This is a genomic window from Streptomyces sp. NPDC003327 (genome assembly GCF_053589515.1).
The window spans coordinates 1-13,287 of the sequence record NZ_JBSFSA010000024.1 but is presented as its reverse complement, the minus strand read 5'-3'; the positions used below and the strand labels follow the sequence as shown (position 1 = coordinate 13,287).

The 13,287-nt window shown below is 75.8% G+C and carries 14 protein-coding genes; 12 read left to right on the top strand and 2 right to left on the bottom strand.

The genetic code is table 11. The features are described 5' to 3' along the window. Positions 1 to 7 precede the first annotated feature (7 nt). Positions 8 to 643: a TetR family transcriptional regulator gene (locus ACWDVG_RS19270; RefSeq protein ID WP_451700465.1), complete on the top strand. Its 636-nt coding sequence runs from the start codon at positions 8 to 10 to the stop codon at positions 641 to 643. A gap of 157 nt (positions 644 to 800) precedes the next feature. Here the strand turns inward: ACWDVG_RS19270 and ACWDVG_RS19265 are convergent, their stop codons facing one another. Together ACWDVG_RS19265 and ACWDVG_RS19260 are read right to left on the bottom strand one after the other, a co-directional pair. After that, a complete protein-coding gene (locus tag ACWDVG_RS19265) occupies positions 801 to 1,382 on the bottom strand; it encodes a hypothetical protein (RefSeq protein WP_451700463.1) in 582 nt (193 codons plus the stop codon). 108 nt (positions 1,383 to 1,490) lie between these two features. Next, positions 1,491 to 2,042 carry a hypothetical protein gene (locus ACWDVG_RS19260; protein WP_451700462.1) on the bottom strand — a complete coding sequence of 184 codons (552 nt, stop codon included), beginning with the start codon at positions 2,040 to 2,042 and terminating at the stop codon, positions 1,491 to 1,493. A gap of 327 nt (positions 2,043 to 2,369) precedes the next feature. On the opposite strand from ACWDVG_RS19260, the gene ACWDVG_RS19255 reads away from it, so the two are divergent. The 11 genes from ACWDVG_RS19255 to ACWDVG_RS19205 all read left to right on the top strand — a co-directional run bounded on the left by ACWDVG_RS19255 (position 2,370) and on the right by ACWDVG_RS19205 (position 13,107). Next, the gene (locus tag ACWDVG_RS19255; RefSeq protein WP_451700461.1) at positions 2,370 to 3,617 is read left to right on the top strand and encodes a prenyltransferase/squalene oxidase repeat-containing protein; all 1,248 of its coding nucleotides are present in this window, start codon (positions 2,370 to 2,372) and stop codon (positions 3,615 to 3,617) included. A 65-nt stretch (positions 3,618 to 3,682) separates the two neighbouring features. Further along, the gene (locus ACWDVG_RS19250) at positions 3,683 to 4,369 is read left to right on the top strand and encodes an SCO2322 family protein (protein WP_451700460.1); all 687 of its coding nucleotides are present in this window, start codon (positions 3,683 to 3,685) and stop codon (positions 4,367 to 4,369) included. Continuing rightward, on the top strand, positions 4,366 to 5,598 hold the full coding sequence (locus tag ACWDVG_RS19245; protein WP_451700459.1) for an energy-coupling factor transporter transmembrane protein EcfT: 1,233 nt from the start codon (positions 4,366 to 4,368) through the stop codon (positions 5,596 to 5,598). The genes ACWDVG_RS19250 and ACWDVG_RS19245 overlap by 4 nt, the downstream gene beginning before the upstream one ends. Next, entirely contained in the window at positions 5,595 to 7,337 is a 1,743-nt protein-coding gene (locus ACWDVG_RS19240) for an ABC transporter ATP-binding protein (protein ID WP_451700458.1), read from the top strand. Before ACWDVG_RS19245 ends, ACWDVG_RS19240 begins: the two co-directional genes overlap by 4 nt. Further along, positions 7,334 to 8,281, top strand: coding sequence for an ECF transporter S component (locus ACWDVG_RS19235; protein WP_451700457.1), 948 nt, complete (start codon positions 7,334 to 7,336; stop codon positions 8,279 to 8,281). Before ACWDVG_RS19240 ends, ACWDVG_RS19235 begins: the two co-directional genes overlap by 4 nt. Before the next feature lie 287 nt (positions 8,282 to 8,568). Further along, positions 8,569 to 8,970 (top strand): aggregation-promoting factor C-terminal-like domain-containing protein, encoded by a 402-nt coding sequence (locus ACWDVG_RS19230; RefSeq protein ID WP_451700456.1) that lies wholly within the window; start codon positions 8,569 to 8,571, stop codon positions 8,968 to 8,970. A 187-nt stretch (positions 8,971 to 9,157) separates the two neighbouring features. Continuing rightward, on the top strand, positions 9,158 to 9,847 hold the full coding sequence (locus ACWDVG_RS19225; protein ID WP_451700455.1) for an O-methyltransferase: 690 nt from the start codon (positions 9,158 to 9,160) through the stop codon (positions 9,845 to 9,847). A 216-nt stretch (positions 9,848 to 10,063) separates the two neighbouring features. Beyond that, positions 10,064 to 10,411, top strand: coding sequence for an antibiotic biosynthesis monooxygenase family protein (locus tag ACWDVG_RS19220; protein WP_451700454.1), 348 nt, complete (start codon positions 10,064 to 10,066; stop codon positions 10,409 to 10,411). 77 nt (positions 10,412 to 10,488) lie between these two features. After that, complete coding sequence (locus tag ACWDVG_RS19215; RefSeq protein WP_451700453.1) at positions 10,489 to 10,974, top strand: GNAT family N-acetyltransferase; 486 nt, start codon at positions 10,489 to 10,491, stop codon at positions 10,972 to 10,974. A 239-nt stretch (positions 10,975 to 11,213) separates the two neighbouring features. Continuing rightward, complete coding sequence (locus tag ACWDVG_RS19210) at positions 11,214 to 12,233, top strand: peptidoglycan-binding protein (protein WP_451700451.1); 1,020 nt, start codon at positions 11,214 to 11,216, stop codon at positions 12,231 to 12,233. A 202-nt stretch (positions 12,234 to 12,435) separates the two neighbouring features. Beyond that, positions 12,436 to 13,107, top strand: coding sequence for an HAD-IA family hydrolase (locus ACWDVG_RS19205; RefSeq protein WP_451700450.1), 672 nt, complete (start codon positions 12,436 to 12,438; stop codon positions 13,105 to 13,107). Positions 13,108 to 13,287: the final 180 nt, after the last annotated feature.

Here is a 13,287-nt window from a genome sequence, read left to right as displayed (position 1 = left end):
GGAACCCATGACCGCAGACAGCACGGCGGGCCACAGACCCGCGACGCCTCCCCGCACGGAGCGCCAGGAGGCCCGGCGGCGGCGCATCCTCGACGCCAGCGCCCGGCTCGCGGCGCGCGGCGGCTTCGACGCCGTCCAGATGCGGGAGGTCGCGGAGGCGGCCGGAGTGGCCCTCGGCACGCTGTACCGCTACTTCCCCTCCAAGATCCACCTGCTCGTCGCCACGATGCAGGACCAGCTCCAGCACCTGCACACCACCCTCAGGAAGCGGCCACCGGCGGCCGCCGACCCGGCCGAGCGGGTCGCGGAGACCCTGATGCGGGCCTTCCGGGCGCTCCAGCGCGAGCCGCAGCTCGCCGACGCCATGGTGCGGGCGCTGACCTTCGCGGACCGGAGCGTGAGCCCGGAGGTCGACACGGTCTCGCGCCTGACGACGGCGATCATCCTGGACGCGATGGGTACGGAGCACCCGACGCCCGGGCAGCTCTCCGCGGTGCGGGTGATCGAGCACACCTGGCACTCGGCGCTGATCACCTGGCTCTCCGGGCGCGCCTCGATCGCACAGGTGAAGGTCGACATCGAGACGGTCTGCCGCCTGATCGACCTGACGGCGCCCGCCGCGCCGGAGCCGGCGCGGCGCTGAGGCCGGGCGTCCGGGGGCGGGCATACGGGGGCGGGCATCCGGGGACCCGCTGGGGGGCGCCGGGGGGCCGCCGGGGGGCCGCCGCCCGCGGGCCCGGGGTCCGCGGCCGACGGACCCGGACCGGCGGTCCAGCGGGGGCGGCGGGGGCGGCGCGGGGTCAGGAACCCTGCGGCTTGGCGTTGCTCGCCGCGATGGCGGCCGCGCAGTCCGGACCGCCGTCGACGGCCACGAACATCACGAGCTTCAGCGGGCCCGCCGAGTGGTTGCTCGCCTGGAGCTGCCAGTCGCTCTTCTTCAGCGACGTGATCACCGAGCCACCCGCGCCGGAGCGGCGCTCCTCGCTCCAGCCGCCCTTGGTCAGGGTCGCGACCGTGGCGTCGTACGACTTCGCCGGGGCGGCCGCCTTCTCGGCGTCGGCGGTCCAGCTGACCATGCACTCCTTGGCCTCGGCCGGAACCTGCTCGCCGGAGGCGTCCTGCGTGAAGCCGGCCCCGGTCGCAGCGTCCGTCAACTCCTTGGTGACGGCGGCCGCGTCGAGCTTCCCGCCCTCGGCGGATCCGCCCGCGCCCGAACCGCCCGACGCGGACGACCCGGCGGAAGACGAACCGGCGGAAGACGAACCGGCGGAGGACGAACCGGCGGAGGACGAACCGCCCTTGTCCGCACCGCCCTCGCTGCCGCACCCCGCCACGAGCAACACCACACCGGCGGCCGCGGCCACCCACTTCGCCTTGCGCACAGTTCTCCCAAGTCGGCACGCACGAAGGCCTCTTGCCCCCGTTGAACAAGGGCCCAGTTTTGCACGCGGGAACGACGAAGCGGGGCACACGTCGTCCCCGTGCGGGCGTCAGCCCAGCGGGTTCACGGCCGGGCCGACCTTCTTCGCACACGCGGTGTCGAACGCCGTGAGGGTGATCACCCCGCCGCTCCCGGCGGGGCGGTGCTCCGCGACCAGCGTCCAGCCGCGCTGCGTGAGCGTGTGCTGGGCGACGTGGACCACCCCGTCCTTCTCCTCGTGCCCTCGCCCCTTCCCGAGGTTCAGCCAGCTGCGCTCGGCCAGTTCACCGAGCACCTTCTCGTACCGGTCGAGGTCCACCGCGACGTCCTCGGTGGCGAACCCCTTGAACGCGACGGCACCGCACGTCGGGCGCGCGCTGTCGGCCGGCGCCCTGTCGAGCATCTCGCCGTACTCCGGCGCGTTCGCGGGAACGCCCGCGTCGGCCGCGGCACCTTCGACGTCCGCCTTCACCACGTCCCTGGTGAGCGGCCCGGTCCCCCCCGGCCGGGGCGCCACGGACGACGGCGCCTCCGCCCCCGCCCTGACGGACCCGCAGCCCGTGATGCCCAGCCCCACGGCCAGGGCGACGGCCGCGGCCCCGGCCCGCTTCTTCCCGTACACAGTCGTCCCCTCCCACGTCACGGAGTCGGACGTCCCGCGATCGAGGGAGCAGTGTGGCACGGGGCCACGGCCGGCCGAGGGGGTGGCGGAGCGGTGCCCGGCCCCGGGGGGCGTTCGTACGGGCCGGTAGAGTGAGCAGGTCGTCATCATGCCCGTACGGGGGAAGGCCGCTGCGAATCCGAGGCGCTCCGTCCCTCGGCGCGCCCCCCGGGTAGACCCTGTCCCCCGCCCGGGAGCCGGGGCGTGACCGCCGGCACCGTCGAGGATGACGGCGCCGGAGCCCGGTGCCCCGTGCGCCGGTGTCCGGTGCCCGCAGGAGAGGCCACCATGAACACCGTCCGCCGCGGCGCCGCCGCGCTCGCCGCCGCCGCAGTCCTGCTCGGCCCCGCCGCCACCGGCGCGGCCGTCGCCGCGCCGTCGCCCGCGCCCTCCGCCGCGACGCTCCCGGCCGGCCTGTACGGCAAGGGCGACCCGACGTACGACGGCGTGTGGCGCCAGTCGCTCGCCTTCCTCGCCCAGCGCTCCACCGGCTACCAGCCCGCCGATCAGGCCGTGACCTGGCTGGTCGGCCAGCAGTGCGCGGACGGCTCCTTCACCTCCTACCGCGCGGACACCTCCAAGCCCTGCGACGCCAAGTCCCTGCGCGACAGCAACGCCACCGCCGTCGCCGTCCAGGCGCTCGCCGCCGTCCGCCGCCAGGCCGCCGACCCGGCGCCGCTCGACAAGGCCGTGAAGTCCGGCACCGCCTGGCTGCGGAGCGTCCAGAACAAGGACGGCGGCTGGAGCTACAGCCCCGGCGGCGCCAGCGACGCCAACTCCACCTCCGTCGTCGTCAGCGCGCTCGCCGCGACCGGGGTGCGGCCCGGCTCCTTCACCTCCGCCGAGGGCCGCACGCCGTACGACGCGCTGCTCGCCCTCGCCCTTCCCTGCACGGACGAGAAGGGCCCGGGCGCCTTCGCGTACCAGCCGGACAAGGACGGGACGCTGCCGGCCAACGCCGACGCGACCGCCGCCGCGGTCCTCGCCGGGCTCGGCAAGGGCATCACCGCCACCAAGGCCTCCCCCGCCCAGGCGCCGACCTGCGTCGACCTGACGAAGCCGACCGTCGAGCGGGCCGCCCTCAACGGCGCCTCCTACCTGTCGAAGGCGCTCGTCAAGAACGGCCACCTCAGCACCCCGCCCCTGCCGGGCGCCACCGACACCACCGAGAAGCCGGACTACGGCAACACCGCCGACGCCGTCGTCGCCCTCGCCGCCGCCGGGACCGGCCGCATGGCCGAGCCCGCCCTGCAGTGGCTGGAGCAGAACTCCGCCGCCTGGGCGAAGGAGAACGGCCCCGCCGCGTACGCGCAGCTCATCCTCGCCGCCCGGGCGATGGACGTCGACCCGCGCGAGTTCGGCGAGTCCGACCTCGTCGAGCTGCTGAACGCCACCGGCCCGGCCCCGAAGGCCCCGGACACCTCGGCCTCCACCACGGACGACGAGGAGTCGGGCTTCGACATCTGGTGGATCATCGGCATCGGCACGGTCGTCGGCGTGGGCGTCGGCTTCCTCCTGAGCGGCCGCAAGAAGTGACGCCCCGGGGCCGGACCCGACCGCTTCTCCCCGGCCTCGCCCGGCGCCGCGCCGCCGGGCGCCCGGTGACCGCCCCGCGCCCGGTGGCCGCCCGGGTCACCGCCGTCGCCGCGGGCGCGCTGCTCGCCGTCGGCGCGGCGGCCCCCGCGCAGGCCGCCGGGTACCGCTACTGGTCGTTCTGGGAGAGCGACGGCGCCGGGACGGCGTGGGCGTACGCCACGGAGGGGCCCGCGACCGCGCGGCCCGCCGACGGCGAGTCGATCGGCTTCCGCTTCGCGGTCAGCGAGGACACCTCGGACGCCACCCGCCCCGCCACCGGCCCCGACTTCGCGGAGATCTGCGGCGGTGTGCCGCGACGGGACGGTACGAAGCGGGTCGCGGTCGTCGTCGACTTCGGCGGCCCCCGCGACGCCCCGCCCGGCGAGGCCCCGCCCGCCGAGCCCCTCAGGACCGGCTGCGCCGAGGTCCGCGAGGACGCCACGAGCGCCGAGGCGCTGGCGGCGGTGGTCAAGCCGCTGCGGTACGACAGCGCGGCGCTGCTGTGCGGGATCGGCGGCTACCCGCGGCAGGGCTGCGGCGAGCAGGTCGCGGCCGAACCCCCGGCGGCGGACGTCCCCGCGTCCACGACCTCCGGCGGCGGCGCGGGCGCCGGCGGTTCCGGCGGCGGCCCGTCGTTCGGCGTGCTCGCGGGCGGCGCGGCGGTGCTCGCCCTCGGCGGGGCCGCGGTCTGGAAGGCCCGCCGCCGCGGATGAGCCCCACCCGCCGCACGACCGACCGCGGTCCCTCCGGCGACCGCGCCCCGTCGACCGACCGCCGTCCCACGAGCGCCTCCACCCCGTCGACCGACCGCCGCCCCTCCGGCTCCCGAGCCCCCGGCCCGTTCGAGCGGCTCAGGGCGCCCGAGGCCGGGCGCGGGAACGCGGTGCACGCCGGCGCCTGGTGGATCTGGGCGCTCGGCCTCGCCGTGGCCGCGTCGCGGACGACCAACCCGCTGCTCCTCGGCCTGGTCGTCGGCGTCGCGGGGTACGTGGTGGCGGCCCGCCGCACCGACGCGCCCTGGGCCCGCTCGTACGGCGCGTTCGTGAAGCTCGGTCTGTTCGTCGTCTTCCTGCGGGTCGTGTTCTCGCTGCTGCTCGGCTCGCCCGTCCCGGGCACCCACCCGCTGTTCGACCTCCCCGAGGTCCCGCTGCCCGAGTGGGCCCGTGGCGTACGGATCGGGGGCAGGGTCACGGCCGAGCAGCTGGTCTTCGCGCTGTACGACGGGCTGAAGCTCGCCACCCTGCTGATCTGCGTCGGCGCGGCGAACGCCCTGGCCAACCCGGCGCGGCTGCTGAAGTCGCTGCCGGGTGCGCTGTACGAGGCCGGGGTCGCCGTCGTCGTCGCGATGACGTTCGCGCCGAACCTGGTCGCCGACGTGGTGCGGCTGCGCACCGCCCGGCGGCTGCGGGGCCGCAGCACGGGCGGGGTGCGGGCGGTGCTGCGGATCGGGCTGCCGGTCCTGGAGGGCGCCCTGGAGCGGTCGATCGCGGTCGCGGCCTCGATGGACGCGCGCGGCTACGGGCGCACGGCCCGGGTCCCCGCCTCCGTACGCCGCACGACGAACGTCCTGACGCTCGGCGGGCTCCTCGGGGTCTGTGCCGGTTCGTACGGGCTGCTCGCCGCCGAGGGCGCGGGCTACGGCCTGCCGCTGATGGCCGGCGGGCTGCTGGCGGCGGTGGCCGGGCTGCGGCTCGGCGGGCGCCGGACCGTCCGCACCCGCTACCGGCCCGACCGGTGGGGCGCCCGGTCCTGGCTGGTCGCCGGGTCGGGCATCGCGGTGGCCGCGCTGATGATCACGGCGAGCGCGTACGCGCCGGACGTCCTGCGCACCGGCGTCGTCCCCCTGGAGGCGCCCGCGCTGCCGCTCTGGCCGGCCGCCTCCGTCCTGCTGGGCCTGCTGCCCGCGTTCGTGGCCCCGGTGCCGAAGGAGTCCTCGCGTTGATCCGCTTCGAGAACGTCTCCGTCCGTTACGACGGCGAGGCCGGGCCCACCCTGAGGAACGTCGACCTCACCGTGCCCGAGGGCGAGCTGGTGCTGCTCGTCGGGCCCTCGGGCGTCGGCAAGTCGACCCTGCTGGGCGCGGTCTCCGGGCTCGTCCCCCACTTCACGGGCGGCACCCTCGCCGGCCGGGTGACCGTCGACGGCCGTGACACCCGCACCCACAAGCCGCGCGAGCTGGCCGACCTGGTGGGCACGGTCGGCCAGGACCCCTCGGCGCACTTCGTCACGGACACCGTCGAGGACGAGCTGGCGTACGGCATGGAGTCCCTGGGGCTCGCGCCGGGCGTGATGCGCCGCCGGGTGGAGGAGACCCTCGACCTGCTGGGCCTCGCCGAGCTGCGCGACCGGCCGATCGCCACCCTCTCCGGCGGGCAGCAGCAGCGCGTCGCGATCGGTTCCGTCCTGACCACGCACCCCAAGGTCCTCGTCCTCGACGAGCCGACCTCCGCCCTCGACCCGTCGGCGGCCGAGGACGTCCTCGCGGTCCTCCAGCGCCTGGTGCACGACCTGGGCACGACGGTCCTCATGGCGGAGCACCGCCTGGAGCGGGTCGTCCAGTACGCGGACCGGGTGCTGCTCCTGCCGGAGGCGCGCCTCGGCACCCCGGCCGAGATCATGGCGGTCTCCCCCGTCCACCCCCCGGTGGTGGGCCTCGGCCGCCTCGCGGGCTGGGAGCCACTGCCCCTGACGGTGCGGGACGCGCGGCGCCGGGCGGGCGACCTGAAGGAACGGCTGGCGGGGCGCGAGCCCCGTCGTACCGCGCACGCGACCGCGGATCGGCCCCTCTCAGGGCCGCCCCCGGCCGAGGGCCGGCCCGCACCCGGGAGCCGCTGGGGGCTCCCCTTCCCGCGGCGGCGGGCACGCGGGAACGGACCGGAGCCCGTCAGCCCCGCAGCCTCCTCCCCCTCCGCTCCCTCCGCTCCCGACGTCCTCGTGCGCGTCGAGTCGCTCGCCGTGCGCCGCGGTCGCGTGGAGGCGCTCCGGCGGGTCGACCTCACGGTCGCCCCCGGCGAGACGGTCGCCCTGATGGGCCGCAACGGCGCGGGCAAGTCCACCCTCCTGAACACCCTGGTCGGCACGGTCGCCCCCACCTCCGGCACCGTCCTCGTCGCCGGCCGCGCCCCTGGCGCCACCGACCCGCGCGAGCTGATCCGGCACGTGGGTCTGGTGCCGCAGGAGCCGCGGGACCTGCTGTACGCGGAGACGGTCGCCGCCGAGTGCGCGGCGGCCGACGCCGACGCGGGCGCCGCGCCCGGCACCTGCCGGGCCCTGGTGGCGGAGCTGCTGCCGGGGGTCGCGGACGCCACGCACCCGCGGGACCTGTCCGAGGGCCAGCGGCTGGCGCTCGCGCTCGCCGTGGTGCTGACGGGCCGCCCCCCGCTGCTGCTCCTCGACGAGCCGACCCGCGGCCTCGACTACGCGGCGAAGGCCCGGCTGGTGGCCCACCTCCGTACCCTCGCGGCGGACGGGCACGGGATCGTCCTCGCCACGCACGACGTGGAGCTGGCGGCGGAGCTGGCGCACCGGGTGGTGATCGTGGCGGACGGCGAGGTGGTGGCGGACGGCCCGACGGCGGAGGTCGTGGTCTCCTCGCCGGCCTTCTCCCCGCAGGTCGCGAAGATCCTGGCGCCCGGGGCCTGGCTCACGGTCGAGCAGGTGGAGGAGGCGCTGCGCGCATGACCCCCCGCCCGACCCCGACGTCCCCCGGCCCGACCGCGGACTCCTCCCGCCCGACCGCGGACCCCTCCCACCCGGCCACGACCTCCTCCCGCCCGATCCGGCTCGGCCCGCGCTCGGTCGCCGCGCTGCTCCTGGTCTCCCTCACGGGCGTGGCCGCCTTCTGCTGGCCGCTCCTCGCCGCCGCCGACGCGGCCGTGACCTCGCACGCCGGGGACGCGCCCTGGCTCTTCGCCGCCCTGCTGCCGCTGCTGATCGCGGTCGTCGTCGCGACGATCGCGGACTGCGGGATGGACGCGAAGGCGGTGGCGATGCTGGGCGTCCTCGCGGCGGTCGGGGCCGCGCTGCGCCCGCTGGGCGCGGGGACGGCCGGTCTGGAGCCGATGTTCTTCCTGATGGTGCTGAGCGGCCGGGTCCTCGGTCCGGGCTTCGGCTTCGTGCTCGGCGCGGTGACGATGTTCGCGTCGGCGCTGCTCACGGGCGGGGTGGGCCCGTGGATGCCGTTCCAGATGCTGTCGATGGGCTGGTTCACGATGGGCGCCGGGCTGCTGCCGGGCCCGGAGCGGCTGCGGGGCCGGGGCGAGCTGCTGATGCTGGCGGCGTACGGGTTCGCGGCGGCGTTCGCGTACGGCACGGTCATGAACCTTCAGGGCTGGGTGCTGCTCCAGGGCCTGGACGGCGGGGTCTCGTTCGTGCCGGGGGCGCCGGTCGCGGAGAACCTGGTCCGTTTCCTCGCGTACGTCCTGGCCACCTCGCTCGGCTGGGACCTCGGCCGGGCCGCGCTCACCGTCGTCCTGACCCTCACCGTCGGCGGGCCGCTCCTGAGGGCGCTGCGGCGGGCCACGCGGCGGGCGAACTTCGAGGCCCAGGTCACATTCGAGGGGCCCGGAAAGGGCGCTCCGGGTGAGGCGCCTCATAGGACCCAGGTCACGTACGAATCGGAATAGTAGCCGCACAACCCGGGCAAATCGCCCCAGATGCGGCGGTGACCTGCGCAAACGTCGGCACCGGCGGCGCCGGGTCCCCCCTGCCGGGTCCGAACCTGCCTCGTACAGGGGGTCGTTGCGCCGCCGCCGCGGAGTTGCTTCTCTGGTGGACGTCGCCAGGCAGCCGGTGCTTCACCGAAGCGCCTCGGACGGCCGGTTCCCCCCAGTTCCCGGGTCCCCCGGGCTCTGGTTCCGGCTTGCCGAAAACGCCCGGCGCGATCCAAGTCCCCGACGTTAGGTATGACGTTTTGTTCCGCTCGCTCGCCACTCGTGTCTCCGCCCGCAAGAAGACCTTCGCCGCCTCCGCAGCCGTGCTGCTCGGCGCGTCCGGTGCGGTGCTCGGCACGACGGGCTCGGCCTCGGCCGCCAGCCCGCAGGAGATCGCCCGGCAGATCGTGCCCGCCTCGCAGTACGCGGCGTTCAGCAAGATCGTCGAGCACGAGTCCCACTGGAACCACACGGCGACCAACTCCTCCAGCGGCGCCTACGGCCTCGTGCAGGCCCTCCCGGCCTCGAAGATGTCCTCGGCCGGCTCCGACTGGAAGACCAACCCGGCCACGCAGATCAAGTGGGGCCTGAACTACATGAACGAGCGCTACGGCTCCCCGAACGCCGCCTGGGCGTTCTGGCAGGCCAACGGCTGGTACTAAGAGCCACCCCGGCCGCCGCTGCCGCCGCTCGCGCACCCGCAAGGCCCCGCCCTCCGCTCGGAGGGGCGGGGCCTGCGGCGTTCCCGGGCCCGGAGCCGCGCGCCCGGCGCCCGCTGCCCGTCGCGCGCCGCGCGGCACGGCGCCTCCGCGGGCCCGCCACGACCGGCACGGGTGTACGTTCGACCGCATGACGAGCCATCAGCCCGACCCGCGCTGGACGGAAGTCGACCACTACGTCACCGGCACGATCGCCCCCTCCGACGACGTCCTGACGGCCGCACTCGCCGACTCCGCGGCGGCCGGCCTGCCGGAGATCGCCGTCGCCCCCAACCAGGGCAAACTGCTCCACCTGCTCGCCCTCGCCCAGGGCGCGCGCAGCATCCTGGAGATCGGCACCCTCGGCGGCTACAGCACGATCTGGCTGGCCCGCGCCCTGCCCGCCGACGGCCGTCTGATCACCCTGGAGTACGACCCGAAGCACGCGGACGTCGCCCGCGCCAACCTCGCCCGCGCCGGTCTCGACGGCATCGTCGAGGTCCGCACGGGCGCGGCCCTGGACAGCCTGCCCCGCCTCGAAGCGGAGGGCGCGGGCCCCTTCGACCTCGTCTTCGTCGACGCCGACAAGGCCAACAACCCGCACTACGTCGACTGGGCGCTCCGGCTGTCCCGGCCGGGCACGCTGATCCTCGTCGACAACGTGGTGCGGGGCGGCGCGGTCGCCTCCCCGCACCCCGACGACGCGGCGATCACCGGCACCCGCGCGATGTTCGACCTGATCGCCCGGGAGCCCCGCCTCGACGCGACGGCGGTCCAGACCGTCGGCACGAAGGGGTACGACGGCCTGCTCCTCGCCCGCGTGACCGACGCGCCCAGGTGAGAGCCCGCGAGGCGATCGAGATCGCCTCGGCTCGGTCGTGAAGTTCGCGGCCGGCCAGGCGCTCAAGGACGCGCTCAACTCGAAGCGCGCGGCCCGACGGGCCTCCGGGGCGCGGGGAGAGCGCCTCACGCCGCTTTGACGGTCGGATGTACGACACTGCCCGTACGTGATCAAGGCTCGGCACAGTGCCGGCCCGCGCTTTCCGAGAGGTGTCATGTGCCCAGTGTGGTGAAGATCAACGTCCTGACCGTCCCCGCCGAGCAGCGCGAGGTCCTGGAGCAGCGCTTCGCGTCGCGCGCCGGGGCCGTCGAGGGCTCCGACGGCTTCGAGTGGTTCGAACTGCTGCGGCCGCTGGAAGGCACCGACCAGTACCTCGTGTACACGCGGTGGCGCAGCGAGGAGGACTTCCAGAACTGGATGGACGGTTCCATGAAGGCCGCCCACCAGGGCACGGCCGGCGGAGAGGGCGGGGGCGAGGGCGGCGGCGAGCGGCCGAGGCCGGCCGCGACCGGTTCGACCCTGTGGTCCTTCGAGGTCGTGCAGCAGGCGTCCCCCAAGGGCTGACCCGCTCCGCCCAGGCGGACGAGCCGAGCCGCACCCCCGAAGAACTCGGCTGCGCACCGGGGCGTGCGCGCCGCACAATGGCGCGCATGACCTGGACCTTCTCCTCCGAGCGCGTCGACACCCCGGACGCCACCGCCCTGCGCCGCGACTACTTCGGCGACGTCGCGGGCAGCTACTACCAGCGCGTCGTGCCCGAGGACGAGTACGACGAGGAGATGATCGCCGAGGGGCTGGGTCAACTCGTGCCGCCTGTCGGGCAGTTCCTCGTCGGGCGGTACGACGGAAGGGCGGCCGCCTGCGGCGGGGTCGTCCTGCTCGACGCCGAACGGGCCGAGCTGACCCGCGTGTTCATCCGCCCCGAGTTCCGCGGCAAGGGCGGCGCCGACCTCCTCGTACGCGGCCTGGAGGACGCGGCCCGCGGCCTCGGCGCCCGCCGGGTGGTCCTCAACACGCGCCTGGACCTGGTCGAGGCGCGGTCCGTCTACGTACGGAACGGGTACGCGGAGATCCCGGCGTACTGCACGGGCCCGTACATGGAGATCTGGTACGGCAAGGAGCTGTAGAACCCCACCCCCGTGGCGTATGTCCGCATATGGGCCGCCGAAGGGGGCGGAAGGGGACGTGTGTTCACCTGCCCGGTCGGGACGGACTGCATAATCACTCGCAGTTGCATCGGGGAGGGGAACCCATCATGACCGGACACGCATGTCCTGAATGCGGTGGAGAGAGACCTGGCTGCGCCTGCGCGAGGGCGGAGAGGGCGGCGGCCGAGGACTTCGACCCGTTGCGGATCCGGCCGTACGTGACGCTGGACAGCCCGGAGGAGCCGGGCGGTCCCGGCCTGCCCCACGCCACCGGGGCGCCCGACCACCACCGGGACCCGCCGACGGCCCGGCTGACGGCGATCCGGGTGGAGGACGCGGCCGCCGCCACCCCGCCCCCGGGGCCCGACTCGTACGCGGAGACGTACCCCGACAATGACCACGGGTACGGGTACGGGTACGGGGGCGGGGGCGGGGGCGGCGCGCCGGGCAGCTGCCCGGACGGGTACGCGGCCGGGCACGACGGCCACGAGGCCGGGCACGAGGCCGGCCACGAGGCCGGGCACGAGGCCGGGCACGATCAGACCGTGCCGCTGCTCCTGCGCAGGGTGGGCGGCGTGGAGCCGGAGCCCGGCGCCGGGCGGCGGAGGAACCGGAGGCGCGGCGGCGCGGTCGCGCTGGTCGCCGCCGCGGCCGTGGTGGGTACGGCGGCGTTCGCCGCGGCCGTCCTCGGCGGCGGGGACGAGGGCGAGGACCGGGCTGCCGTGCCCGAGGTGACGACGAGCGCGTCGCTGAACCTCGCGGTGTCGGAGGCGCCGCCCTCCCCCACGCCCTCCGCCTCCTCGGCGAGCCCCGAGCCCCGTTCCTCGTCGCCGTCGGCGGCGGAGACCTCCGCTTCTCCCTCCCCGACGCCGACGCCGACCGGGGCCACCGCGAGCCCGAGCGCCCCGACCGCTCCGGCCGCCCCGCCGGCCGACCCGACATCGGCTCCCCCGACCACGGCCGCGCCGACGAGCGCGACGCCGACGGCGACGCCCTCCGCCGAGGAGACGGAGAAGGTCCTCACCCTGAGCCTCGGCTCCAGCGGGCCCGACGTGCGCGACCTCCAGCGCAGGCTGACCGCCGCGTGGGTCTACCACGGCCGGATCAACGGCAAGTACGACGAGGACACGCGGGACGCGGTCGCGCTCTACCAGGTGTGGATGCACATCCTGGGTGACCCGGAGGGCGTGTACGGCCCCCGCACCCGCGAGGTCCTGGAGCGGAACACGGGCGGCTGAGACGCGGCCCGGAACCCCGAGGAGGGTGGCCGCGTCGCGGTCGGGCGGTCACGGGCGGGGGCCGGCGGTACCGGCATGCGGACCGGGTTGGCCAAGACGGCCCCCGGTTTTGTATCGTGGAAAAACAAAGTGGCCCCGCCCGCACTCCCTGACCGGTGGGCGGGACCGCTTCGTTCTCCGTACCACCCCTCTGGAGACCCCGATGCCTGCCAGCACCCCGGCACAGCTCACCGCCCGCGCCCTCCTTCTCGACATGGACGGCACCCTCGTCAACTCGGACGCCGTCGTCGAGCGCTGCTGGCGCCGCTGGGCGGAGCGGCAGGGCCTGGACGGGGACGAGGTGCTCAAGGTCGTCCACGGCCGCCAGGGGTACGCGACGATGGCGGTCCTCCTCCCCGACCGTCCCATGGAGCAGAACCACGCGGACAACCGCCTCATGCTCGCCGAGGAGACCGCCGACCTCGACGGAGTCGTGCCCGTCGGCGGCGCCCACGCCTTCATGGCCGCGATCGCGGAGCTGCCGCACGCCCTGGTGACCTCGGCGGACGAGGCCCTCGCCCAGGCCCGGATGGGCGCGGCGGGGCTGCCGATGCCGGAGACCCGGGTGACCGCCGAGCGCGTCGGGGCGAGCAAGCCGGACCCGGAGGGCTTCCTCAAGGGGGCGGCGGAGCTGGGCTTCGGCCCGGCGGACTGTGTCGTCTTCGAGGACTCCGAGGCCGGGATCCGGGCGGGCCGGGCGGCCGGCATGCGCATCGTGGGCGTCGGCCCGCGCGCGGCGGCCCTCGAGCCCGACCTGTACGTCACGGACCTGACCGAGCTGCGGATCGGGACGGCACCCGACGGCACGATCACCCTGGCGACCACGTCGGCCTGAGGGCCTCGCACCACCGCGCTCCCGCCCGCATTCCCGGCCGCCGCCGCACCGACCGGCGACCAACCGACAACAGTTCCCCCTTGGATCACCGCCCCTGCCCCCCGGCCGTGACCTGCGCGCGGTGACCCCGTGCGCCGTGCGCGCCCGGCACCGGCCCCGGTCCCGGTCTCGAAGGCCCCG